This window comes from Bacillus sp. FSL R5-0397 (genome assembly GCF_038593395.1).
GTDB classification, from domain to species: Bacteria; Bacillota; Bacilli; order Bacillales; family Bacillaceae; genus Bacillus; species Bacillus altitudinis.
In genome coordinates, this window is sequence record NZ_CP151992.1 from 3,270,269 (window position 1) to 3,294,291 (window position 24,023).

Sequence of the window (24,023 nt, forward strand, 5' to 3'; positions counted from 1 at the left end):
TTAGTATAATTGACATATTTTTGATATTTGTAATATGATAGCTTTGCGTAACTTCACTTTGAGAGGACGATATACGATGAATTCAATTTTTCTTATACAGCTCGCTCTTATGATTTGCAGTCTTCTATTAACGGCTGGAATTATCATCTATTTAAAACAACAGATGCAGCTTATCATCTTACCTATAGAACACGTGGGGCAGAAACTTGCGCATCCACTTCTCGATCAGCCATCACCCATTCACATGAATGATCTGCTGCAAACAAATCGTACACAACAATTACTGATCTTCACTGACTCAGCATGTCCGCACTGCATTCCATCACTCGAACAATTCCTAGAAACAAAAAAGCAGCGTAAACTAAACGTTTCATTGAGTATTTTGTTGAAAAACGGGCAAAAAAAAGACCAAGAATTATATCGTGATAACGAAACAAACTTGCGAATTATTCCGGTAAATGAACAATTGATAAACGCATTCCAAATTCAGGAGTTTCCGTTCTACATCATGGTAGAAGACAATGATACCATCTCATATGCAGCACCTTTTCCAGACGGTCTTTATTCAAGACTAGCTGCAAACTAAAGATAAATGAGGCATGTGAAGAGCATCAAACACATGCCTCATTTTTTATTATTGTGAATTTGGCTGAACATCCTTCCCTTTTTCCTCTGCAGCGATATCATTAGCTTCGCTTGAAGCGGATGTTTGTTCCTCAGCTTGTTCAAACTCACTGCGAGCTTCATTTGAAATGTCAACTTGATCACCGTGCTGATTCACAGTAACAGAAGAAGACCCCTCTTTTTGAACCTCTTTCTCTAGTTCCTTTAATTTAGAAACATGAAGCTCTAAATCTTTTCCTTGCTGAACTAAAGTCAGTTGTTGAAATAACGCCTTTCTCTCTTCTGGAGAATGGTCGCCTTGAACAATTTGCGCTGCTTGAGTCAAAAAAGAATTTGATGTATGGCCTGCTTGACGCTTATTTGACGTCTGCATAGCATTTGTTACTAATGAAATTGGAGTTATGCTCATGCGTTCACACCCTAATAAATAAGATACTTAGATTTAGCAGCCACATTTAACGCGTTCTTGGCTAGTACAAATCTCACCTGTGTCACGATCCACATAGTAACGGAAAGTTCCAACGCCTTGAAGGAAACAAGTTGGTGCTGATTGGCAAGAAGTGACCAATCTTTGCAAAATACATCTAGCAGCTGCAGGTTGAACATTGGTCATTTTGTTTAAAATTCGATCTAACATATGAATTCCACCTTCCAATTTTTATGGTAATACAATACAATAATAACCAATTGATAGACAACTAACAACATATTTTGATAATTTTTCTAATTATTTTAAACTATTTTTCTTATTTATTACAAAATTTGCATGTTTAAATCATAGTAATTGTTACTTTTTTCTTATTCAAAAATAATTTATTTATCCATAAAAAGTAAATAAAAGATAGAAAAAAGGTCAATTCACTCTTCCTAAAGTACTACTTGCTCAAGTATGATATAGAGTGAATACATAAAGGAGTGAACACAATTGCAACAAACTGAGAAAATCATTCAATCTCTTCATTCAATAACAAAGTGGGGAAAGGTTGGGAGCATCTTTCTCTATATTTCAGGTGGTCTATCCATCCTCAGTGGGTTTTGGCTTGTTCTTCCTGCTGCCATTGGCGTTTTTCTGATTATGATGGGAATACATGTCCAAAAATCCGTGAAAGCAGCTGAACAATTGATTCAAGCGCCTGATACTTCTTACGAAGAATTATTGGAACAATATGCTAAGATGATGAAAATGCAAACACTGTTTGCGATTTCAAGTATTGCCGCCGTTATTCTCTCATTCATCGCTATCGTTTTGATGTTTATACTAGGCGGGCTAGCCTTTCTCCAAGAACTCCCTACTGATGTCCAACAGTACGAAGATTATTACGAAGAAGAACTTGGTGACTTTTATTAATGAAAAGGGGTATCAATGAAATACGATACCCCTTTTTTATTTGAGTTGGCATAGACTTGATACTAAACTTGACAATCAGCCTTTATCATTTTAAAATACAAATCGTAATCATTACGAAATAAAGGAGGATTATATCAATTATGCGCGTGAAAATCACCTTAGCCTGTACTGAAACAGGTGACAGAAACTATATCACTACAAAAAATAAACGAACGAACCCAGACCGATTGGAGTTAAAAAAATATTCTCCACGATTAAAGAAATACACCCTTCATCGGGAAACAAAATAATTTTTAAGATTTAAATCGTAATCATTACTATATAAGTGAGGCGGCATACAAAATGAGCATGTTCAAAAGGACTAAATCAAATGGATAAAAGAATACCTGTCACAGTTCTAAGCGGCTTTTTAGGAGCTGGAAAAACCACGATATTAAATCATGTTCTTCAAAATCGTAAAGGCCTAAAAGTAGCTGTTATTGTCAATGACATGAGTGAAATAAACATTGATGCGGAATTAGTTAAGCAAGGCGGCGAACTCTCTCGATCAGATGAGAAACTGGTTGAACTATCTAATGGTTGTATTTGTTGCACATTGAGAGAAGATTTATTAATTGAAGTAGAACGCCTTTGTAAGGCTGGGAATATCGATTATATTGTCATTGAATCTACAGGTATTAGTGAACCAATTCCTGTCGCTCAAACTTTCTCTTACATTGATGAAGAAATGGGCATAGACTTGACACGTTTTTGCAGATTAGACACGATGGTAACGGTGGTAGATGCAAACCGTTTCTGGACAGATTTCCAGTCAGGAGAAAGTTTATTGGATCGTAAAGAAGCAGTTTCAGATGATGATGAACGAGAGATTTCCGATTTACTTATTGATCAAATTGAATTTTGTGATGTGCTCATTATCAACAAATGTGATCTTGTATCAGCATCAGAACTAGATCGGCTTGAGCACGTGTTAACCAAACTTCAACCAGAAGCAGCCATTATTAGAACCTCTAAAGGTAACGTACAACCTAGTGATATTTTGAATACTGGTTTATTCGATTTTGAAAAATCTAGTGCTTCTGCGGGCTGGATCAAAGAAATTAATGCTGGACACTCTCAGCATACGCCTGAAACAGAAGAATACCAAATCTCATCTTTTGTTTATGAAAGAAGGCTCCCTTTTCATACTGGCAGACTGAATGCATGGTTAGATCAAATGCCAGAGCAAATCGTTCGAGCGAAAGGATTTACATGGCTAGCGACACATCATGATTTAACCATTTTAATTTCACAAGCTGGAAAATCTGTGGCAATTGAACCAATCGCATACTGGATTGCTGCCTTGCCTGAGCAAGAACGATCACGGATCTTAAATCAGGAACCAGACATTCTAGATGAGTGGGATGCAGAGTTTGGTGATCGACATACAAAACTTGTCTTTATCGGTGTAGATTTACCTAAAGCAGATATTATTCGTACACTAGATCAATGCTTACTTACACCTGAAGAATTTGATCAAGATTGGACAACGTTTGAAGACCCCTTTCAATGGAACATACACACTTAAACCAGGAGGGTTTTAAATGGCAAAGAAATCAAAAATAGCAAAAGAAAAAAAGCGGCAGCAGCTCGTTTTGAAATATGCACAATTAAGGAAAGAGCTAAAAGAAAAAGGTGACTATGAAGCTTTGCAGAAACTACCTAGAGACTTTTCACCCACTCGCTTAAAAAACCGCTGTGAATTAACTGGCCGTCCTAGAGGTTACTTGAGAAAATTTAAAATGTCTCGAATTGCTTTTCGTGAGCTTGCCTATAAAGGACAGATTCCAGGAGTAAAAAAATCGAGTTGGTAAAGATTGATTTGATCTTAGCATAGTTCCTGTCAATGTAAAGCAGGACAAAATGAATAAAAATCTCTTTTTCATCCTTACTCTGTCAATTTTGAGGTACAAAATAACATTTTAAAAAACAGCAGAATCTCTGCTGTTTTTTTATGGGGCCGAGCCTTATAGGAAATATTATCCTGATGTTAAAAGAAGATTTTCAACAGTGATTATAGCATTTTCTCTTCTTTTCAAAAATCGATGATCATGATACTTTGTTGTCATTACCCGCCGATGTAGGACATCTCAACTTTTTTCTGATCTTTCTTTTGCTCTCTCTCAGCTGAATATTGATCCTGTCTGTTTGACCAAAGTTCCTTCAATATGTTCACTAGATATTCATCATTTTCTGAATTACGGATGAATTGTCTCAGATCAAAGCCCGATGATGCAAAAAGACAGGTGAATAATTCGCCACGTGCAGATAGTCTAGCTCTATTACACGATCCACAAAAAGCATCTGAAACGGAAGAAATAATGCCAATCTCTCCTGACCCATCCTCATAAAAATAACGATTGGCTACTTCCCCTTGATATCGAGGGGGTTCTGGTTTGATAGGGTATTTTGAATGAATTAGCTCCATAATCTCTTTTTTCGTCAATACATGTTTGAGATTCCATTTGTTCGTATTGCCAACATCCATGAATTCAATAAATCGTAGAATGTGTCCTTCTTTTTTAAAATAGGCTGCCATTGGTAAGATATCTTGATCATTCACACCTTTTTGGACAACCATATTGATCTTAATAGCAAGTCCAGCTTTTTTTGCAGCCTCTATCCCATCAAATACTTTTTGGATGGAAATGTGTCTTCCATTCATCTGCTTAAAACGATCTGGATTTAAAGAATCTAAACTAATGGTGACTCTATTCAGACCTGCTTTCTTTAGCTTATCTGCGTACAAAGGTAACAGCGTTCCATTGGTTGTCATCGCGATGTCTTCAATACCTGGAATTTTTGCGAGTTTTTCTATCAAAACGGGCAAATCTTTACGCATTAAAGGTTCACCGCCTGTAATACGTAATTTCACCACACCTAATTCCTTTGCAAAAAGCGCAGCAAGTCGTTCAATTTCCTCGAAGCTAAGCAGCTCTTCTTTATCTAAAAAAGGATAATCTGGTCCAAAGATTTCAGCAGGCATACAGTACGTACATCTAAAATTACAGCGATCTGTTACGGATATTCTTAAATCGCGCAATGGTCGATGTCTTTTATCCAAAATACTGACCATACTTAGCCTCCTATTCTGTAATACGCTGATGATGAGTATAGATATTAAAAGATTCTCCTCTTACGAATCCAACTGTTGTTATATTTAATTCTTCTGCCATTTTAAGTGCTAACTCAGTAGGAGCTGATTTTGATATGACGATTGATACTCCTAATTTTGCTGCCTTCAACAGAACTTCAGATGATATCCGGCCGCTAAATACAAGGATTTTATCTCTCAGTGGGATTTTATGAAGTAAACAATATCCATAGATTTTATCCAACGCATTATGCCGTCCTATATCCGTCCTAGTGATGAATAGCTTTTCTGTATCACACAGTCCAGCATTATGGACACCACCAGTATGTTGAAATAACTGACTTTCCTCCTGTAAACATTTCATTAAATGAATACAAGTTTCAGCAGAAATACTGATTCGGTCAATGGCTGTTTTTGCCGTCTTCACATCTTGGAGAAAATAAAAATGTCTTCCTTTCCCACAGCAAGATCCGATCACTCGTTTTGTAAAATCTGAGGATTGGAACTGAGTTGTGTGATGTAAGTCAACATATGCAAAACCCATACTTTCATCTATTGTAAACCTTTTAATCTCTTTTTCAAATCGAATGACTCCTTCTGAAGCTAAAAAACCGATCACCAATTCTTTCAAATGATCCGGTGAACAAACGAGTGTGACAAACTCTTCACCATTCACCAGCACGGTTAAAGGGAATTCTTCTACAACTTCATCTGTTTTACATGTCATTTGACCTTTGCGATATTGGTGTATGCGCCGTTTCGTTTTAACAGAAGGATTCATGATCTGATCTTCCTTTCAACACAAATTTAGTTATATGAACCAGACGAATTGTGATATTATTTTAAAAAGTCATAAAAATGTAACATATTTCTATCTTATCAAACTTTTTGTTTGCTTTATATGGAGGGAACACAATGAATAAAACAAAAAATCGTTGGCTGATCGCTACAAGTGCTGTGGGGATTCATTTATCTATCGGATCTGTTTATGCATGGAGTGTTTTTACGAATCCTTTACATCAAACCTTTCAATGGTCATTAACAGAAATAAGCCTGACATTTAGCATCGCTATTTTATTTTTAGGTTTATCAGCTGCCTTTATGGGGCATTTCGTTGAAAAGTATGGGCCGAGGGCATCAGGGCTCTTCTCAGCTATTTTCTTCGGCATTGGGATGACTGGATCAGGGTTTGCTGTCCACATGTCTTCATTACCTCTCCTCTATTTATTTTATGGTGTACTCGCTGGAATCGGATTAGGTGTAGGCTATATTGCTCCAGTATCAACATTAGTCAAATGGTTTCCAGATCGAAGAGGACTCGCAACGGGTTTAGCCATTATGGGTTTTGGATTTGCTTCTCTGATTTGCAGTCCCATTATTCAATTACTCATTGAAAAAGTTGATATTGCAAATACCTTCTATATTCTCGGAATCTCTTATTTTATTATCATGGTCGTTTCATCTCTTTATTTATCACCACCAACACCTGATGATGTCAAACAATTTAACGTGCTAAAAACAAGCCAAAGGAAAATTCCTCAAGATTTATCACAGCTCACCGCAAATGAAGCCATTAAAACACGGCGTTTTTATTATTTGTGGGTCATGCTCTTTATTAATATCACATGCGGAATTGCTATTATTTCTGTAGCATCACCGCTTGCTCAAGAAAGTGTTGGTTTCACGGCGGGTGCAGCAGCTACTCTTGTTGGAATTTTAGGTGCTTTTAATGGGCTAGGACGGATCGGATGGGCATCCTTCTCTGATTATATCGGAAGGCCAAATACGTATACGATTTTCTTTACTATACAGCTCATTGCTTTTCCCTTACTTCCCTACTTAAAAGAACCGCTCATCTTTTCAATCGTGATGGCGATCATTTATACGTGCTACGGAGGAGGGTTTGCTTCAATTCCAGCCTATATCGGAGATTTATTTGGTACCAAGCAGCTAGGTGCCATACACGGTTATATTCTCACCGCTTGGGCCGCTGCTGGTTTAGCAGGACCTTTATTTTCCTCCTTTATTCGTGACATTACAGGCAATTACACACAAAGTCTCATGGTCTTCTCTGGCCTATTTTTCATTGCGTTTATCATATCTCTTCTCATTCGGAAGGATATTAAACAACTTCGTGAATCAAATCTTACTGCTCCTTCTTCTGTCACGGTCCGCTCTTAAGATGAATTTGACAGAATGACAATCTACAGGTAATTTTTAGATATGAAAACGCTTTACAAAATGATAGGAGGGTGACGATATCATGGGAAAAACAAAACACAAGGGGCCTATTAAACTCAACAAAAAACCCTCACCAAAGCTATGGGCCTCTTTTGCTCCTATGGGGCTCGGAAAAGTAAAACCGAAACACATTCGAGACACGATGAAAGTGGCATGGGAGAACAAAGATAATCTCCCTTATGCGTACCGTATATTGACTCAGGGCGTTTGTGACGGCTGTGCTCTTGGTGTATCAGGTTTATACGATCAAACACTAGCAGGACCCCATATATGCACTACAAGACTGAATGTGCTACGGCTTAACACAATGCCAGCTATTGATCCAAAATGGTTCGAAGATATTGAGCGGCTCAAACAAATGGATAGCACGTCTCTTCGAAAACTTGGGCGTATTCCTTATCCCCTGATTCGAAAAAAAGGTGAGAATGCTTTTACACGCATTTCTTGGGATAGTGCATTAGATCAAATCGCCGCTAAAATCAAATCGATTGATAAACGTCAGCTTGCTTTCTATTTAACGGCTAGAGGGATTACAAATGAAGTGTACTATACTGCGGCGAAAGCTGCGCGATTTATTGGAACAAATCATATCGATAATGCTTCTCGTATTTGCCATTCACCAAGCAAAACCGCTCTTAAACGCTCCCTTGGTATAGGTGCATCCAGCTGTAATTACAGTGATTGGATTGGAACAGATGTATTGATATTTTGGGGCTCTGTTGCAGCAAACAACCAGCCGGTTTCGACTAAATATATGTACGCCGCTAAAAAGAAAGGAACCAAAATCATTGTCATCAATCCATATAAAGAGCCTGCAATGGAAAAATATTGGGTCCCTTCTATCCCAGAAAGTGCTTTATTCGGCACAAAAATAGCGGATGATTTTTATCAAGTCAATATAGGCGGCGATATTGCGTTTATGAATGGTGTCATCAAACATTGGTTTGATATGGAGGAGCAAGCGCCCCATTCCGCTCTTGACCATGAATTTATCCAAGCGCATACAACCGGCATAAAAGATGTAAAGCAGCATGTCAATCAGTTAAAATGGTCGGATCTCGAAGCATCGTCAGGCTTATCTAAAGAAAGAATGAAGGAATTCGCTGTACTGCTTGCCAATGCCAATTCAGGGGTGTTTATTTGGAGTATGGGTCTCACTCAGCATCGCTTTGCCACTGATAATATATCACAAGTCGCAAACCTTGCCATGTTACGCGGATTTATTGGCAGAAAACATTGTGGCGTTATGCCTATTCGTGGCCATAGCGGTGTCCAAGGTTCAGGCGAAATGGGTGCCGATCCATTCGTATTGCCCGGCAGTGATTTTGATGAAGAGAATATTAAAAGAATCGAGAAGATATGGGGATTTGATATTCCAAAATGGCATGGTGACACGATTGGGCAATCATTTGAAAAAATGGCTCTTCCAAAAGAACACCCGCAAAAGCTGAAGATGCTGTTTACTAGCGGTGGAAACTTTTTAGAAACGATGCCAAATCCAGAAGCGATTGAAAAAGCACTATCCGAACTTGAACTCCGTGTCCATCAAGATATTATTTTGAACACCTCTACACTGGTAGAAGCAGAAGAGACTGTGATTGTTCTGCCTGCAATGACAAGATATGAACAGCCAGGCGGCGGTACATCAACCAGTACGGAACGCATGGTGTATTTCAGTCCGGAAATTGAAGGACCTCGCATTGAAGAAGCTAGAGCTGAATGGGACATTTATATTGACCTAGCAAAAAGGGTTCGCCCAGAAGACGCGAAGCTGATTCATTTTGACCATGCTGAAGACATTCGCCGTGAGATTGCCATCGCAAATCGAAACTATGATGGGATCCAGCATTTGCGTCATAAAGGGGATGTCTTTCAATGGGGTGGCGCATGGCTTTGCGAAGATGGGGTGTGTCCAACACCGGATGGAAAAGGACACCTGCTCCCAGCACAGCTGCCTCAATACCGAAAAACTGAGGGGCATTTCAATATCACGACAAGACGAGGCAAGCAATTCAACTCTATGATTTACAGTGAAAAGGATGCCTTTAATGGTGGAAAGCGGCATTCTATCTTGATGAATGAAGAAGATGCGAAAGAGCTTTACGTCCAAGAAGGCGATCCCGTTGTCCTTTTTAATCAATATGGATCCTACCAAGGAGTTGCTCAATTCGGAGAGCTGAAACGTGGAAATATCGCAGTTTATTGGCCTGAAGGAAACGTGTTAATACCAAAAGGAGTTTACGAAAGCTATTCCCAGATTCCAGAATACAATACCACCGCGATATTAGAAAAAGCCGAAACCTTTCATGCAAGAAAAGATCAGCACTACGTGGAGAAACGGATTGATGAATTGGAAACGACTTTAAATTGATCCTTTATGAAAAAACAGCTGGGGGTTTCTCCCCAGCTGTCTAATCACATCCTATTGACCAAAAGAGTTCGCTTCTTTTTGAAGAATATGATTCAATTCTTCTGCATTTGCTGCTGGTTGATATTGTCCACCACCAGCTTTGGCAACAGATTTTAGACTTTTTGCTTCTTTTTCATTTACATCGAAGCCAATGATATTGACGATTGTGTCAATACCTTCTTCATGTAATTGCTTCGCTGCTTGTGATGGGCTTCCGCCACATGTTTCCTCACCATCGCTGACAACATAGACAATATTTTTCCCTTTAGCTTGGTGATCTTCAAAATCTCGTTTCGTATCAGTTAATGCTTTGGCAAGTGGTGTCCAGCCTGTTGGACCATACACATTTAGCGCTTGTTGAAAGGTTGCTTGCTCATATGTTCCAAATCCATAAACTGCTTCGGAACTTGCACAAGAAACGGCTTTTCCTGCATTTTTATTCGTTCCTTCATGACCAAAAACACGAAGCAAGACTTGTGTATCTTCTGATAAAATACTTGCGAAACTTTGGATCGAGCGTTTTGCGATATCGATTTTCTTTTCGCCTTCAACCGATTGTGCCATGCTTCCGCTTAAATCAAGTAAAATCACCACATGAGCAGGCTCCTTTTTCGTTACAGCATGAGCTGGTGAAGAAAGAAGCAGAACAAGACTCGCTAAAATGGTTAATATAATATTTCTTTTCATTAAAAAATCTCCCTTTTTTTCATTTGTACAGAAAAAGAGAAACGAAAGCATCAATCAATCGTTTCCCTTTTCTTCAGCAAGTTATTCGTGTAGTTTTAATGATTCTGCTGTAAGGATAGAACCCATTTCTTTCCCAGTGCTTGCTTGGTAGTAATGACCTTTACCAGCTTTAGCTACTTGCTTCAATTGACCTTCATAGCCATCGTTAAAGTCTAATCCAATCACATTGACTACAGTAGATCCCTTTGAGTTATGAAGCTCTTTCGCTACTTTCACTGGATCTCCACCACAAGTTTCTTCACCATCAGTAATTAAGTACACAATGTGTTTTGTTCCCTTATGAAGCTGCTTATCCGCTTGCTTTGCACTTTCAAGAGCACGTGCAATCGGTGTCCAGCCATTTGGTCCAAGACCGTTTAGAGAGTTTTCGAAACTATCCTTTTCATAAGGCTGAACGCCATAAACGCCTCTAATGACTTCACATGATTGGGCTTTACCTGAGTTTTTGTTGTTTCCTTCAGACCCAAACAAGCTCATACGGATTTTAGCATCTTTCGGAAGAGACTGAGCAAATTTAAATACCTCTTGTTTTGCTAAATCGAATTTGCGCTCTCCATCCACTTTTCTTGCCATACTTCCACTTGCATCAAGTAAGATCGTCACTCTTACATCTTTCTTATGTTTTTTGGCTGATGCTGCTTCTGCAAATACTGGTGAAGAGATTGACATTGATAATGTCAATACAGCTAAGGTTACGAGTGTAAATACTTTTTTCAACATGCTTTTCCTTCCTCCTTATGTATTTGATTGAAACATCTTAATCGTAAAATATTCTGTCTTGGAATGGTATAGGACTCGATCCCTTTTTCTCTTTCATCAAAATCACTAAAATTCTGTCAGATGTCTAGATATATTCACCTAACGACTCTTTTGTCACCCACGTTTTCTCATTCTTTCGAGGGGCTTTGTATCGGCCATCGGTTCTTGTCGGGATGTAAATGTTTAAGATTTCCTGAGGTGCGTCTTAAGTCGCAATTTGTCACATTCTGTTCAAACCTCTTTACACATAAAAAAAAGATGCCCCCATTTTGAGGCACCTTTGCTTTTATTTCTTAGCCATATATGTGTTCAGAAAGCGATCAGCTGATTCAATTTTTATCCCTTGATAATAATGTTTCACGATCGCCTCTACTTTTTTGCCTGACTGTGCCATATAATGTGCACCATACTGACTCATGCCCACACCATGGCCATACCCTTTTGTCGTAATCACGATTTGCTGACCCTTTCGTTCCCATGTAAAGTCTGCCGAGTGCAATCCTAGTGATTCGCGAATGTCTCTGCCCGACAATGTTTTTCCGTTAATGACGGCTTTGGCTACTTGATTGCCTGGTGTTCGTTCTACAATTTCTCCCACCTGCTGCTGGCCAAGGGTCACACCCAGTTTTTGCTGAAATTCGCTCACTGTGATGGTTTTCTTGTTTTGGAATTTGGGTGATTTTTCGTCCCATTTGCTTGAGACGCTTTTCAAATAAGGGATTTCATTTTTCCAATAAGCTTCTGCATTTTCGGTTTTCCCATTACTTGTTGAAAAGAAGGAAGCATCAATTGGTTTTTCGTCATACGTCAGTACTTTCCCTTGTGTACTGGCAACCGCTTCTGTGACCTTTTTTAATTTCCAATTGTACGCTTTTCCCCAAATTTTCTTCAGTTCCTGTTTATTTTTGTACACTTGGAACATTTGGGTGTCATCTACAAGAGAACCCTGTGGAGATTTGACGGTTTTATCAATGATCATTTGTCTGACGATATACGTTCTAGCGGCGAGTGCCTGTGCCTTGAGCGCCTCTATTTCAAAATCGGCTGGCATTTCAGAAGCGACGACACCGATCACATACTCTTCTAAGGGGATGTTTTCTACCTGCTGATGCGCTGAACGGTAGACGGGAATGGAGACGGGTGATTGTTTCAATTTGACTGAACCTTTCACTTCTTTTTTAACTGATGGTTCTGCTGCTACGTGTTGGCTGGCTGCTGGTTTTCCTTGGAACGTCGGCAACACGAGTAAGGTTGGAATCATTAAAATGATGATGCAAATTCCTGCGATTGTCCATATCATTGGTTTCATATTGGCTGCCCCCATTTGTCATTGAATCTCTTTTATCCTATGGGCAAGGACAAGCTAATATGACAGCTTCTTTCATTCATTGGACAAGTCTTTTGCTGATATGTTTGTGCTCTTCATCATTTGATTTACTGTTCGTCTTTATGAATAAAATTTAAAACGATTGGATACACTAATGATAAGCTTTTGAAAATGCAACCAGTCTATGATTCTAAAAAAAAATCAGCATGCCCAAATGGACACACTGATTTCTTTTATGATTATGCGTTTAGATCTGATACAACTTGTTCTTGTGTCACATCTGCTGATTCATCATTTACTCTTTCAATGTCTGCACCGATTGCTGCTAGTTTTTGGTGGAAGTTCACATATCCACGGTCAATATGCTTCAATTCAGTGACACGTGTATGACCTTCTGCCACTAATCCAGCAAGTACAAGTGCTGCTCCTGCTCTTAAATCAGTCGCTGCCACTTCAGCACCTTGAAGTTGAACAGGTCCATTGATTATCACAGAGCGACCCTCAATTTTAATATCGCCATTCATGCGGCGGAATTCTTCAGCATGCATAAAACGATTTTCAAACACAGTTTCTGTGATCATGCTTGTTCCGTTTGCACGAAGCAATAGCGCCATCATCTGAGATTGCATATCCGTTGGGAAACCAGGATGCGGCATTGTTTTTAGATCGATTGGCTTGAGCTCAGATGGTCCAATGACTCTTAAACCTTCTTCTTCTTCAATGATCTGAATACCCATTTCTTCCATTTTCGCCACAAGTGAAGTCATGTGCTCAGGCACAGCGCCTTTTACAAGAACATTTCCTTCAGTAATGGCTGCTGCCACCATAAATGTACCAGCTTCAATTCGGTCAGGGATGATGTTGTGTTTTGCACCGTGAAGTGTTTCTACACCTTCGATTTTGATTGTACCAGTTCCAGCACCGCGAACCTTACCGCCCATGGCATTGATGTAGTTTGCCAAATCAACAATTTCAGGTTCTTTTGCTACGTTTTCTAAAATCGTCGTTCCTTCAGCCAATGCTGCTGCCATGATGATGTTTTCAGTTGCCCCTACACTTGGGAAATCCAAATAGATTTTTGCACCTTTTAAACGGCCATTTACTTCAGCCTCGATGAAACCATTACCTACTTGAATTTTAGCTCCCATTGCTTCAAAGCCTTTTAAATGCTGATCAATTGGTCTTGAACCAATCGCACAACCACCAGGTAATGCAACTCTTGCATGACCTGTTCTAGCTAAAAGTGGTCCCATGACGAGCACAGATGCTCTCATTTTACGGACGTACTCAAACGGAGCCTCAGTTTCTAGTGCATGAGATGCATCTACTGATACTTCGTTATTTTCAAAATGTACTTCTGCTCCTAAATGACGTAACACTTCATTGATTGTATATACATCGGAGAGCGTAGGTACATCACAAATTACGCTTTTTTCTGTACTTGCTAACAAAGATGCAGCGATAACTGGTAAAACGGCATTTTTTGCGCCTTCTACTTTAACTGTGCCGTTTAACTTTTGACCGCCGCGGACGATGATTTTTTCCAAGGTCTTCCCCTCCGCGTCCCAAATTCTCTATATTAATATTCAGTCGTTACGATTGGTGTGCCAACCGTAATCGTATGATTTTCGTTCATTTCCGAACTTCTGATGGCAATTTGAACATTCATTTTATCATTTGAAGTCATAATGAACTGTTCCCACTTCTCTGTGTAAGCGGAAAGCGACACAAAATTAGACTCAACGAGATACTCAACAGGTTTTGCTTGAAATTCATTTGCTATCATTTCAGCTTTTTTTTGCAAAACAACATCCATCATACCATTTACATGACCATCGAGACAAGTAAAAATCACAAATTTTTCTTGTAATATGCTTTTTGCATGACGTACGAACTGATCATATGTATGCTCCCAGGTATTCAGTGGGCGAGCACCTTTTTGCTCATATAATAAATACGACTTTTGGTTTGATTTTGTGTCGGTCTTCACGAGTAAAATTTTCGATAATGTATCATTTTTTTCATCTTTGTAAATTCCTGTGACTTTGGTGACATGTTTCTCTTTTTTTTCGGTCCACTCATACTGTCGTAGTTCGTCTTTCAAACGTTTCACTTTTTTTGAAAATTGTTCGGATGAAATGTCTATATTTGTTTTGGCATGAAGCGTCCATCCACTTACTTCGATTTGCTGGTTTTTCATACCTTCTGCTATTTGGGCGAGCGTGGATGTTTCTTCCGCCCGAACACCTTGAATCATCAGAACAAAAAAAAGAATAAATGCAAATAATGGCCAACCTTTTAAATACTTTCTCACTTGTCATTCCCCCTTGCTACAAGTGTTGCCGCAAGGAGATCAATGCATACGTGGAAAAGTCATCAAAGGCCATATTTTTGACACTTCTTTTTACGTTCCCGCAGAAGGCAGTGACCAAACCTTTTATGTTAAAACATATAAGGGATTTGTCTGGAGAAATTTAAATAATCAAGGAAGAAATTGCTGACTGCCGATGCAATAGCAATCGTGATCAGCATCATGAGCAATCTAGCTTGAATAATTTTTCCTTTTTTAATCAGTGGATCGATATTCACCGCAAGCAATGCCCACCACGTAATGGCAATAAAAAATAGGTGGATCACAATACTAACAATTGCTTGTTGTCCTACGTCTTCCATACACTTGAATCCTCCTTTTATTGATTTCTGTAAAGGAAAACTCCCTTTCATTATATCCTCCAAAATCGGAAAGATGAATCATTTGGAAAAAAGAGCTACATTTAGAGTGAATCCCCTCTTATTCTGATGCGAAGGAGATGATATACTGCGGTGGAAGGAGCTGATCATATTTGAAAGATTCTTTTCCTGACTTTGTTGATTTGTACGGAGAACTGGTTCCCTCATTTGAACATGAATGGGAAGCCATTGCTTTCTACTTTGATTATAGACAGACACAGCTAGAAGAATTAGCACAATTGTGTCATTTTCATAACATTTCTTTGGATTACTCAGAGGAAAGCCTTTATCAGTTAGAGTCATTATACTTCGATGCCTTCCGTCAGCAGCTTTTTGCTGAGTGGAAAATGCCAATAGATGCATTAGAAGCGATGATGAGTGTGTATTTAGGAGAAGTTGTCATCCGTCATCATTCAGATGCTGACTGGGTCGTGCGGCCTTATATGGACTCTTCGCACCAATATACGCTTGGCTTACGCAGAAATAATAAAACATGGCATTGCAGTACGCAATTTTGCGAGCAGTTATATCTAGAAAAGCAAGCATCTCATCCTTATGTGTCGATGTATCAATCTCTCATGTCATCCTAAAAAAAATCCTTCTTATCACTGTGATAAGAAGGATTTTCTGTTTTATTTCCCTGCTACATTTAAACGGTTTAATGCCCGTTTTAATGCGAGTTCCGCCCTGCGTACATCACTTTCATTCGGGTGGTTCAAATGCTCTTCAGCACGCTGTTTCGCTGATTTTGCACGATCGACATCAACTTTGTCTGATGTTTCAGCAGCCTGAGCAAGAATGGTTACTTTTTCGGGGCGAACTTCAACAAATCCACCGCTTACTGCAACCAATTCAGTTGATCCACTATGTTTTAAGCGAACTGCACCGATTTTTAGCGGAGCAACCATTGGAACGTGGCCAGCTAAAATCCCAAGCTCACCGCTTTCTGCTCTTACACTGACCATTTCCACATCCGCTTCATACACTGGGCCGTCGGGAGTAACGATATTGACTTGAACGGTCTTCATGCTTTTACCCTCCTAAGGACCAGATTAGGCCTCTACACCCATCTCTTTGGCTTTTTCAACCACTTCTTCAATGCGGCCGACTAAGCGGAATGCATCTTCTGGAAGGTGATCGTATTTACCAGATAAGATTTCCTTGAAGCCTTTAACAGTTTCTTGCAATGGCACATAAGAACCTTTTTGGCCAGTGAACTGTTCTGCTACGTGGAAGTTTTGAGATAGGAAGAATTGAACACGACGTGCTCTGTGAACCACAAGCTTATCGTCCTCAGATAATTCATCCATACCTAAAATGGCAATGATATCTTGCAATTCTTTATAACGCTGCAATGTTTGCTGAACTTCACGCGCGATCGCATAATGCTCTTCGCCAACAATCTCAGGTGCAAGGGCACGAGATGTTGAAGCAAGTGGATCTACCGCTGGGTAAATCCCCATCTCTGTCAACTTACGCTCAAGGTTTGTCGTTGCATCAAGGTGAGCGAACGTTGTAGCTGGAGCCGGATCTGTATAGTCATCCGCAGGTACATAGATCGCTTGAATCGATGTAACCGATCCTACGTTTGTAGACGTGATACGCTCTTGAAGCTGACCCATTTCTGTTGCAAGAGTTGGCTGATAACCTACCGCTGAAGGCATACGTCCAAGAAGGGCTGATACTTCAGAACCTGCTTGTGTAAAACGATAGATGTTATCGATGAAGAACAATACGTCTTGACCTTGTTCATCACGGAAATGCTCTGCCATTGTCAAACCAGTTAGAGCTACACGCATACGTGCACCTGGTGGCTCGTTCATTTGGCCGAAGACCATCGCTGTTTTTTCGATAACGCCAGAATCTTTCATTTCGTAGTAAAGGTCATTTCCTTCACGTGTACGCTCTCCAACACCAGCGAATACAGAAATACCGCCGTGTTCTTGTGCGATGTTGTTGATCAATTCTTGAATCAGAACGGTTTTACCAACACCGGCTCCACCGAATAGACCGATCTTTCCACCTTTGATGTAAGGAGCAAGAAGGTCAACAACTTTGATACCTGTTTCAAGAATTTCAACTTCTGTAGAAAGTTGATCAAAAGAAGGCGCTTGTCTGTGGATTGGGTCTCTTTGCGCTTCCACACCAAGTGGCTCATCTAAGTCAATGTTATCTCCCAGTACGTTGAATACACGTCCAAGTGTTACGTTACCAACTGGTACTGAAATTGGTTTTCCAAGGTCTACAGCTTCCATACCGCGCTTCACACCGTCTGTTGATGCCATTGCGATGGTTCTCACTGTATCATCACCTAAATGTAGTGCTACTTCTAAAGTTAAGTCGATATCAACTTCACTTTCGCTTTCCGCTTTATGCGAAACTTTGATCGCATTATAAATCTCAGGCAAGTGACCGTCTTCAAAACGAACGTCTACGACTGGTCCCATGATCTGACTGATGCGTCCTGTTTTCATTGCATTCCCTCCTGACAATTATTTCTATTCTAAGGCAGCTGCTCCGCCGACAATTTCTGTAATCTCTTGTGTAATCGCTGCTTGACGAGCACGGTTGTAAGAGAGTGTCAGGCTGTCGATCAATTCTTTTGCGTTGTCTGTTGCACTCTTCATTGCTGTCATCCTTGCAGCATGTTCACTTGCTTTGCTGTCAAGAAGCGCACCGAAAATCAAACTCTCTGCATATTGAGGAAGGAGAACTTCAAGAATTTCTTCTTCAGAAGGCTCAAACTCATAAGATGCGGAACGTTTATTTGGTGTTGCTGCGGCCGAAAGGTCCGTTAGCGGCAATAATTTTTTCTCTGTTACTTCTTGTGAAATGGCACTGACGAAATGGTTATAGAACATGTAAAGCTCATCAAACGCTTCATCAGAGAACATTTGCACTGTACTGCTTGCTAATTCTTTAATATCAGCAAACGCTACTTCGTCTCCAAGCCCTGTGACTTCAGAAATAACTGGAATACCACGCTTTTTGAAGAAGTCGCGTCCGATTTTACCAATCACAATCACCGCATATTCATCAGCAGATTGATGTCGAGATTGAATGGCTTGGTAAGCGGCACGTAAAATCGAGCTGTTAAAAGGTCCTGCAAGTCCTCGATCAGATGTAATGACGAGATACCCTGTTTTCTTAACAGGTCTTGAAAGAAGCATTGGGTGCTTAGCACTTGTTCCAGTTGCGATTGCCGCAACGACTTCTTGGATTTTCTCCATGTAAGGAACAAAGGACTTCGCATTATTTTCAGCACGATTCAGTTTCGCAGCTGATACCATTTGCATCGCTTTTGTGATCTGACTCGATTTTTTTGTTGACGTGATCCTTGACTTAATATCGCGTAATGAGGCCAAAGATTTCACCACCTTTTTTCAGGAATCCGTGTTCATTTACGTGAAAAGAGAGAAAAAGAGAATCTTTTTCTCTCGGAAAGATTACTAATTAGTTGCTTGGTGCAAACGTACGTTTAAAGCCTTCGATCGCTGCTTTCCACTCTTCATCAGCAGGCATGTTTCCTGTTTGAGAGATTGTGTCAAACAAGTCTTTATGGTTTTCTTCAATGTACATGAATAACTCAGCTTCAAAGCGTTTGACATCAGCAATCGCTACATCATCTAAGTATCCTCTTGTCAGTGCATAAAGAATCGCTACTTGTTTTTCAACTTTCAGCGGCTTGTTCAAGTCTTGTTTTAAGACTTCAACTGTTCTAGCACCACGGTTTAATTTAGCTTGAGTCGCTTGGTCTAGATCAGATCCAAACTGAGCGAATGCTTCAAGCTCACGATAAGAAGCAAGATCCAGACGAAGTGTACCTGCTACCTTTTTCATCGCTTTGATTTGTGCAGAACCACCTACACGAGATACAGACAATCCTGCGTTTACCGCTGGACGTACGCCTGAGAAGAAGAGATCAGATTGTAAGAAGATCTGTCCATCTGTGATTGAGATAACGTTTGTTGGGATATATGCAGAGATATCACCAGCTTGCGTTTCTACGAAAGGCAATGCTGTGATAGAACCGCCACCCTTTTCATCACTTAGCTTCGCTGCACGCTCTAATAAACGAGAGTGAAGGTAGAAAACATCACCAGGGAATGCTTCACGGCCTGGAGGACGACGAAGCAATAATGAAAGCTCACGGTAAGCTGCCGCTTGTTTAGAAAGGTCATCATACACAACAAGCACATGCTTGCCGTTATACATGAATTCCTCACCCATCGTTACACCTGCATAAGGAGCAAGGTAAAGAAGTGGAGCTGGCTGTGATGCAGAAGCTGTGACAACGATTGTGTAGTCAAGCGCACCATGCTTACGAAGTGTTTCAACAACACCACGAACAGTTGATTCTTTTTGTCCGATCGCTACATAGATACAGATCATGTCTTGATCTTTTTGATTCAGGATCGTATCGATTGCAACAGATGTTTTACCTGTTTGACGGTCCCCAATGATCAATTCACGCTGTCCGCGTCCGATTGGAATCAAGGCATCAATTGCTTTAATTCCCGTTTGAAGCGGCTCATGTACCGATTTACGATCCATAACGCCTGGTGCTTCACTTTCGATTGGACGTGTTTTGCTTGTTAAAATTGGACCTAGTCCATCAACAGGCTGACCAAGTGGGTTCACAATACGTCCGATTAACTCTTCTCCTACTGGAACCTCCATGATACGACCTGTACGTTTTACGTCGTCACCTTCACGGATATCTTTGTAAGGTCCTAAGATTACGATACCTACGTTAGACTCCTCAAGGTTTTGAGCCATACCCATTACACCGTTAGAGAACTCAACAAGCTCTCCTGCCATAATGTTGTCAAGGCCATGTACACGCGCGATACCGTCCCCTACTTGAATGACTGTACCGACATCTTTTACTTCAATTTCAGATTGATAGTTTTGGATTTGCTGCTTTATCAGCGCGCTAATCTCTTCAGCTTTGATACTCACTAAGGTTTCACCCCTTCTAACGATTTTCGCCTGCAAGCTGACGTTCAATGCGGGAAAGCTTTCCGCTGACACTGCCGTCATAAATGCGGTTTCCGATACGGATTTTCACTCCGCCTATTAGATCCTTGTCAATCACGTTTTCTACACGCAGTGATGTGACTCCGGCTTTTTTGGCAAATACTTCAGATAAAGATTGAATTTCAGCTCCGCTGAGCGGTTTCACTGAATACACGATCGCATCGTCTATTTGTTTCGTACGGTTTGCAAGTTTCACAAACTCAGACGCCATTTCAGGAAAAATATTCGTGCGTCCACGGTCAATCAGTAAATACATTGTGTGCAAAACATATGTCGAAACACCTTTGAAAGCTTCTGCAATCAGATGTTTCTTTTTGTCTGCCGTAATCTTCGGATGAACAAGAAAGTCATTTAATTCTTGGTCAGCCTTGAGAACTTTTTTGATCTCATTCAGCTCTTTTTCAGTTTCGTCTACTGCCGAAGAAGCAAGAACGATGTCAAAAAGAGCAGAAGCGTAACGCTTAGAGACAATAGTCACGCTCATCGGCTTTCGCCTGCCTCTTTAAGATACTCTTGGATCAATTTCTCTTGTGCTTGCTCATCAAGTTCTTTTTCAATCACTTTAGAAGCAATTAATACAGAAAGTGATGCAACTTGCTCGCGCAGTGCAGCCACAGCTTGTTCTTTTTCTTTCACGATTTCAGTTCTAGCAGACTCTTTCAAGCGCTCTGATTCTTGACGCGCTGCTTGAATGATGTCTTCTTTTTGTTTCTCACCAATCTTTTTCGCATTTTCGATGAGTGTATGTGATTCTTCGCGTGCTTCTTTCAATAAGACACGTTGTTCTTCAAGAAGCTTTTCAGCTTGAACGTGCTTTTCTTCAGCACTTGAAATTTCATTTCCTATATAATCTTCACGCTGTTTCATAATCCCTAATAAAGGCTTAAGCGCAAATTTCTTTAAAAGTGCAAGCAGGATGAGCATAGCGATCAGCTGGAATATGATATCTCCGGTGTTTAGACCTGCTCCTAAAACTACTGGTAACTGAGACATTTAGTACGGCAACTCCCTTCTTTAAATAATATGTTAAGAAACAAAACATAAAGGAATGGCGAAGTTTCGAACTAATCTGATCTTCGCCATTAAAATTCATATTAGAACGCTTCTCACATATTAACCAAAGAATGCCAAGAATGCGATAACGACAGCGATAATTGGAAGTGCCTCAACTAAAGCTACCCCGATGAACATAAGAGTTCTTAGTTCTCTACCAGCTTCTGGCTGACGAGCGATTCCTTCAACTGTTTTAGATACGATTAGACCGTTACCAATACCTGCTCCTAGTGCTCCTAAACCGATTGCAATTGCTGCTGCTATTAAATTCATTAAAAAGCTCCTCCTTTAAAATAACGTCCTTTTTGGACTCTCAATTTTTTAGTGTTCGTCGCTGACTTTATGGGAGATATACACCATTGTCAGCATGGTGAAGATAAATGCCTGGATGGTTCCGACAAACAAACTGAATGCCTGCCATACAATCATCGGCACGATGGCACCTAATGTACCAATGATACCTAATGCAAGGTTTTGCGAATAGAAATTAGTCGCAAGTCCTGCAAGTAAACCAAGAAGAATCTCTCCAGCGAAAATATTTCCATAAAGACGCAAACCAAGTGTTAATGTGTTTGCAAATTCTTCAATAATTTTCAGCGGTACTAAAAGTGGGATTGGTCTAAAGTAGTCTTTTGTATATTCCTTGACTCCTTTTGCTTTAACACCATAGTAGTGTGTCAATCCCATGACCATAACCGCTAGTGTCATTGTGATTGCAGGATCAGCAGTTGGTGATTTCCACCATAAGTTGTGATCGACCGTAATCGAGAATGGCAGTCCAAGCATGTTTGAAACAAATATGTACATGAGTAATGTAACGCCAAGCGCTAGAAATGGGGCTCCTGTTTTCATGTCCATCGAACTACCTATGATATTTCGAACAAAATCAACAATCCATTCCATGAAGTTCTGCGCCTTTGTCGGACGAATAGCCAGAACACGAGTAGTCAGCACCGCTATGAGAAGAACGATGATACTAGCAATCGTAATCATGAGAACATTGGATAAGTTGAACGTTAACCCTAAAAATTCTGTAGTTTTTGAACTGTGACCCAAAGAGTATTCACCTCTCTTCCATAGTAGAACGTTTAAGTTGAATGAAGGAATCTATCATAATGACAGGATATATTGTCATTAATCCTATAACAACACCTGCCAGATGAACTTCGTTAGGGTAACGCCAAGCAATCGCTACTGCGAGAATTGCGTTGGCCCACCTGGCTGTACTTCCCATTGAACGAATAGATTTTCCTTTTTTAACTGCTCGATCAAAAGCATGCATTCTCCGAATAAGCAGGAATAAATTAAAGAAAGCAAAAATTGTGCCGATAATGAAACCAAGAAACAGTGGTTTAAAACCAGGCATGGCATAGCCAAACACAAAAATTGCCAATAAATAGAACATATATTTACTCTGTCTGCGGAAAATGACGTTTGGATCGTTCATTCATCTGACTCCCGATGAAAAATATTGTAAAAAAGGTGATAAATGGTGATGAAAACTGCGTAGAAGACGCTTATGATAAGCCGTCCTATTTGAAAAAAATCAATCACCCATCGGTCTAATTGTGCAATCAGACTTGAAATCTTTAGATCTATGGGATTCTGCTTCATTCGCTGATACAAACCCTGATTATTAAAGGGTTCACAATGAGGATTAGTAGAGTGCTATAGGCTATGAAAACCTTACCATAATACCCTCGTTTAGCATACAATAGCGTCTATGATGTGTCAATCCGTTGAAAGTTAAAAAACTTTTCTATAATGAGAGAGCACACAAAATGTTCACAATTTCATCAAACTTTAGGAGAGTTGTGACATTCATGCAAAAAAACTGCTAATGTTCAGTATACATTGATTTTTCTAAGAACGATATCAACCGTTTGTCATATTTTTCAAAAAAGCCCACATGCACGTTTGCATGTGGGCTTTTCATGAATCATTCTTATTTTGTTCCATACATACGGTCACCAGCATCACCAAGACCTGGGATGATGTAACCTTTTTCGTTTAACTTCTCATCTAATGCCGCAATGTAGATATCAACATCTGGATGATGTTTTTGCATTTCTTCTACACCTTCTGGCGCAGCAATCAGACACATGAAGCGGATGTTTTTCGCACCGCGTTTTTTCAAGCTGTTTAATGCTTCTACAGCTGATCCGCCGGTTGCAAGCATTGGGTCTACTACGATAAATTCACGCTCTTCCACATCAGATGGAAGCTTCACATAATATTCAACAGGCTTTAATGTCTTCGGATCACGGTATAAACCGACATGTCCCACTTTGGCAGCTGGAATGAGTTTCAAAATCCCGTCTACCATTCCAAGACCTGCTCTTAAAATCGGCACAACTCCGAGTTTTTTACCTGAGATCACGTTTGATTTAGCGACTTGTACAGGTGTTTCTACATCTACCTCTTCAAGCGGTAAGTCTCTTGTGATTTCAAATGCCATTAATGTTGCGACTTCATCCACTAGCTCTCTAAATTCTTTTGTTCCTGTATGAACGTCACGAATATATGTAAGTTTGTGCTGAATAAGCGGGTGATCAAATACATAAACCTTTGCCATTGCTTGCTACAACTCCTTTTCTGTCATCTTCCGGTG

28 protein-coding genes are annotated in these 24,023 nt (G+C 40.0%); 8 read left to right on the plus strand and 20 right to left on the minus strand.

The features are described 5' to 3' along the window. Positions 1-76: 76 nt before the first annotated feature. On the plus strand, positions 77-586 hold the full coding sequence (locus NSQ70_RS16775; protein ID WP_335350551.1) for a thiol:disulfide interchange protein: 510 nt from the start codon (positions 77-79) through the stop codon (positions 584-586). A gap of 48 nt (positions 587-634) precedes the next feature. Here NSQ70_RS16775 and NSQ70_RS16780 read toward each other — a convergent pair whose 3' ends face one another. Further along, the gene (locus NSQ70_RS16780) at positions 635-1,033 is read right to left on the minus strand and encodes a hypothetical protein (RefSeq protein WP_039165303.1); all 399 of its coding nucleotides are present in this window, start codon (positions 1,031-1,033) and stop codon (positions 635-637) included. A 33-nt stretch (positions 1,034-1,066) separates the two neighbouring features. Continuing rightward, a complete protein-coding gene (locus NSQ70_RS16785) occupies positions 1,067-1,261 on the minus strand; it encodes a hypothetical protein (RefSeq protein WP_072367358.1) in 195 nt (64 codons plus the stop codon). 288 nt (positions 1,262-1,549) lie between these two features. Between NSQ70_RS16785 and NSQ70_RS16790 the strand changes: the two genes are divergently transcribed. The 4 genes from NSQ70_RS16790 to rpsN all read left to right on the plus strand — a co-directional run bounded on the left by NSQ70_RS16790 (position 1,550) and on the right by rpsN (position 3,825). Beyond that, a complete protein-coding gene (locus tag NSQ70_RS16790) occupies positions 1,550-1,972 on the plus strand; it encodes a DUF5362 family protein (RefSeq protein ID WP_007497598.1) in 423 nt (140 codons plus the stop codon). Between the two features lie 140 nt (positions 1,973-2,112). Further along, the gene (gene rpmG, locus NSQ70_RS16795; RefSeq protein WP_003214771.1) at positions 2,113-2,262 is read left to right on the plus strand and encodes a 50S ribosomal protein L33; all 150 of its coding nucleotides are present in this window, start codon (positions 2,113-2,115) and stop codon (positions 2,260-2,262) included. An 80-nt stretch (positions 2,263-2,342) separates the two neighbouring features. Continuing rightward, positions 2,343-3,539 (plus strand): GTP-binding protein, encoded by a 1,197-nt coding sequence (locus tag NSQ70_RS16800; protein WP_041091417.1) that lies wholly within the window; start codon positions 2,343-2,345, stop codon positions 3,537-3,539. A 16-nt stretch (positions 3,540-3,555) separates the two neighbouring features. After that, entirely contained in the window at positions 3,556-3,825 is a 270-nt protein-coding gene (rpsN, locus tag NSQ70_RS16805) for a 30S ribosomal protein S14 (protein WP_268361061.1), read from the plus strand. A gap of 254 nt (positions 3,826-4,079) precedes the next feature. Here rpsN and moaA read toward each other — a convergent pair whose 3' ends face one another. Both moaA and fdhD read right to left on the minus strand, forming a co-directional pair. After that, positions 4,080-5,087 (minus strand): GTP 3',8-cyclase MoaA, encoded by a 1,008-nt coding sequence (moaA, locus tag NSQ70_RS16810; protein ID WP_268381904.1) that lies wholly within the window; start codon positions 5,085-5,087, stop codon positions 4,080-4,082. A 10-nt stretch (positions 5,088-5,097) separates the two neighbouring features. Next, positions 5,098-5,886 (minus strand): formate dehydrogenase accessory sulfurtransferase FdhD, encoded by a 789-nt coding sequence (gene fdhD / locus NSQ70_RS16815; protein WP_024718748.1) that lies wholly within the window; start codon positions 5,884-5,886, stop codon positions 5,098-5,100. Positions 5,887-6,020: 134 nt separating this feature from the next. Between fdhD and NSQ70_RS16820 the strand changes: the two genes are divergently transcribed. Both NSQ70_RS16820 and NSQ70_RS16825 read left to right on the plus strand, forming a co-directional pair. Next, on the plus strand, positions 6,021-7,286 hold the full coding sequence (locus tag NSQ70_RS16820; RefSeq protein WP_342502287.1) for an OFA family MFS transporter: 1,266 nt from the start codon (positions 6,021-6,023) through the stop codon (positions 7,284-7,286). Between the two features lie 82 nt (positions 7,287-7,368). Beyond that, positions 7,369-9,717, plus strand: a complete 2,349-nt coding sequence (locus tag NSQ70_RS16825) for an FdhF/YdeP family oxidoreductase (protein ID WP_342502288.1) — start codon at positions 7,369-7,371, stop codon at positions 9,715-9,717. A gap of 51 nt (positions 9,718-9,768) precedes the next feature. Here the strand turns inward: NSQ70_RS16825 and NSQ70_RS16830 are convergent, their stop codons facing one another. The 6 genes from NSQ70_RS16830 to NSQ70_RS16855 form a co-directional block, all read right to left on the minus strand. After that, positions 9,769-10,443 carry a VWA domain-containing protein gene (locus NSQ70_RS16830; protein WP_024718751.1) on the minus strand — a complete coding sequence of 225 codons (675 nt, stop codon included), beginning with the start codon at positions 10,441-10,443 and terminating at the stop codon, positions 9,769-9,771. A gap of 81 nt (positions 10,444-10,524) precedes the next feature. Beyond that, complete coding sequence (locus NSQ70_RS16835) at positions 10,525-11,223, minus strand: VWA domain-containing protein (protein ID WP_008343379.1); 699 nt, start codon at positions 11,221-11,223, stop codon at positions 10,525-10,527. A 325-nt stretch (positions 11,224-11,548) separates the two neighbouring features. Further along, positions 11,549-12,571, minus strand: a complete 1,023-nt coding sequence (gene spoIID / locus NSQ70_RS16840) for a stage II sporulation protein D (protein WP_008343381.1) — start codon at positions 12,569-12,571, stop codon at positions 11,549-11,551. Between the two features lie 257 nt (positions 12,572-12,828). Beyond that, positions 12,829-14,136 (minus strand): UDP-N-acetylglucosamine 1-carboxyvinyltransferase, encoded by a 1,308-nt coding sequence (gene murA / locus NSQ70_RS16845; protein ID WP_007497616.1) that lies wholly within the window; start codon positions 14,134-14,136, stop codon positions 12,829-12,831. A 32-nt stretch (positions 14,137-14,168) separates the two neighbouring features. Next, positions 14,169-14,903: a YwmB family TATA-box binding protein gene (locus NSQ70_RS16850; RefSeq protein WP_008343385.1), complete on the minus strand. Its 735-nt coding sequence runs from the start codon at positions 14,901-14,903 to the stop codon at positions 14,169-14,171. A gap of 128 nt (positions 14,904-15,031) precedes the next feature. After that, positions 15,032-15,262, minus strand: coding sequence for a DUF1146 family protein (locus NSQ70_RS16855; protein ID WP_025208130.1), 231 nt, complete (start codon positions 15,260-15,262; stop codon positions 15,032-15,034). A gap of 170 nt (positions 15,263-15,432) precedes the next feature. On the opposite strand from NSQ70_RS16855, the gene NSQ70_RS16860 reads away from it, so the two are divergent. Then, positions 15,433-15,909 carry a hypothetical protein gene (locus tag NSQ70_RS16860; protein WP_045033929.1) on the plus strand — a complete coding sequence of 159 codons (477 nt, stop codon included), beginning with the start codon at positions 15,433-15,435 and terminating at the stop codon, positions 15,907-15,909. Positions 15,910-15,951: 42 nt separating this feature from the next. Here NSQ70_RS16860 and NSQ70_RS16865 read toward each other — a convergent pair whose 3' ends face one another. From NSQ70_RS16865 to upp, 10 genes are all read right to left on the minus strand, one after another. Then, positions 15,952-16,347 (minus strand): F0F1 ATP synthase subunit epsilon, encoded by a 396-nt coding sequence (locus NSQ70_RS16865; RefSeq protein ID WP_008343393.1) that lies wholly within the window; start codon positions 16,345-16,347, stop codon positions 15,952-15,954. 24 nt (positions 16,348-16,371) lie between these two features. Further along, on the minus strand, positions 16,372-17,793 hold the full coding sequence (atpD, locus tag NSQ70_RS16870) for a F0F1 ATP synthase subunit beta (RefSeq protein WP_008343395.1): 1,422 nt from the start codon (positions 17,791-17,793) through the stop codon (positions 16,372-16,374). A 24-nt stretch (positions 17,794-17,817) separates the two neighbouring features. Continuing rightward, positions 17,818-18,684: a F0F1 ATP synthase subunit gamma gene (locus NSQ70_RS16875; RefSeq protein ID WP_007497628.1), complete on the minus strand. Its 867-nt coding sequence runs from the start codon at positions 18,682-18,684 to the stop codon at positions 17,818-17,820. Between the two features lie 88 nt (positions 18,685-18,772). Continuing rightward, positions 18,773-20,281, minus strand: a complete 1,509-nt coding sequence (gene atpA, locus NSQ70_RS16880) for a F0F1 ATP synthase subunit alpha (RefSeq protein ID WP_008343398.1) — start codon at positions 20,279-20,281, stop codon at positions 18,773-18,775. 16 nt (positions 20,282-20,297) lie between these two features. Continuing rightward, positions 20,298-20,843, minus strand: coding sequence for a F0F1 ATP synthase subunit delta (locus NSQ70_RS16885; protein WP_007497632.1), 546 nt, complete (start codon positions 20,841-20,843; stop codon positions 20,298-20,300). Then, positions 20,840-21,352: a F0F1 ATP synthase subunit B gene (atpF, locus tag NSQ70_RS16890; RefSeq protein ID WP_007497634.1), complete on the minus strand. Its 513-nt coding sequence runs from the start codon at positions 21,350-21,352 to the stop codon at positions 20,840-20,842. The genes NSQ70_RS16885 and atpF overlap by 4 nt, the downstream gene beginning before the upstream one ends. A 120-nt stretch (positions 21,353-21,472) precedes the next feature. Next, a complete protein-coding gene (gene atpE, locus NSQ70_RS16895; RefSeq protein WP_003214968.1) occupies positions 21,473-21,685 on the minus strand; it encodes a F0F1 ATP synthase subunit C in 213 nt (70 codons plus the stop codon). A gap of 48 nt (positions 21,686-21,733) precedes the next feature. After that, positions 21,734-22,468, minus strand: a complete 735-nt coding sequence (gene atpB / locus NSQ70_RS16900) for a F0F1 ATP synthase subunit A (protein ID WP_007497637.1) — start codon at positions 22,466-22,468, stop codon at positions 21,734-21,736. Positions 22,469-22,475: 7 nt separating this feature from the next. Then, complete coding sequence (locus tag NSQ70_RS16905) at positions 22,476-22,859, minus strand: ATP synthase subunit I (RefSeq protein ID WP_007497639.1); 384 nt, start codon at positions 22,857-22,859, stop codon at positions 22,476-22,478. 498 nt (positions 22,860-23,357) lie between these two features. Then, a complete protein-coding gene (gene upp / locus NSQ70_RS16910; protein ID WP_003214553.1) occupies positions 23,358-23,987 on the minus strand; it encodes a uracil phosphoribosyltransferase in 630 nt (209 codons plus the stop codon). Positions 23,988-24,023 lie beyond the last annotated feature (36 nt).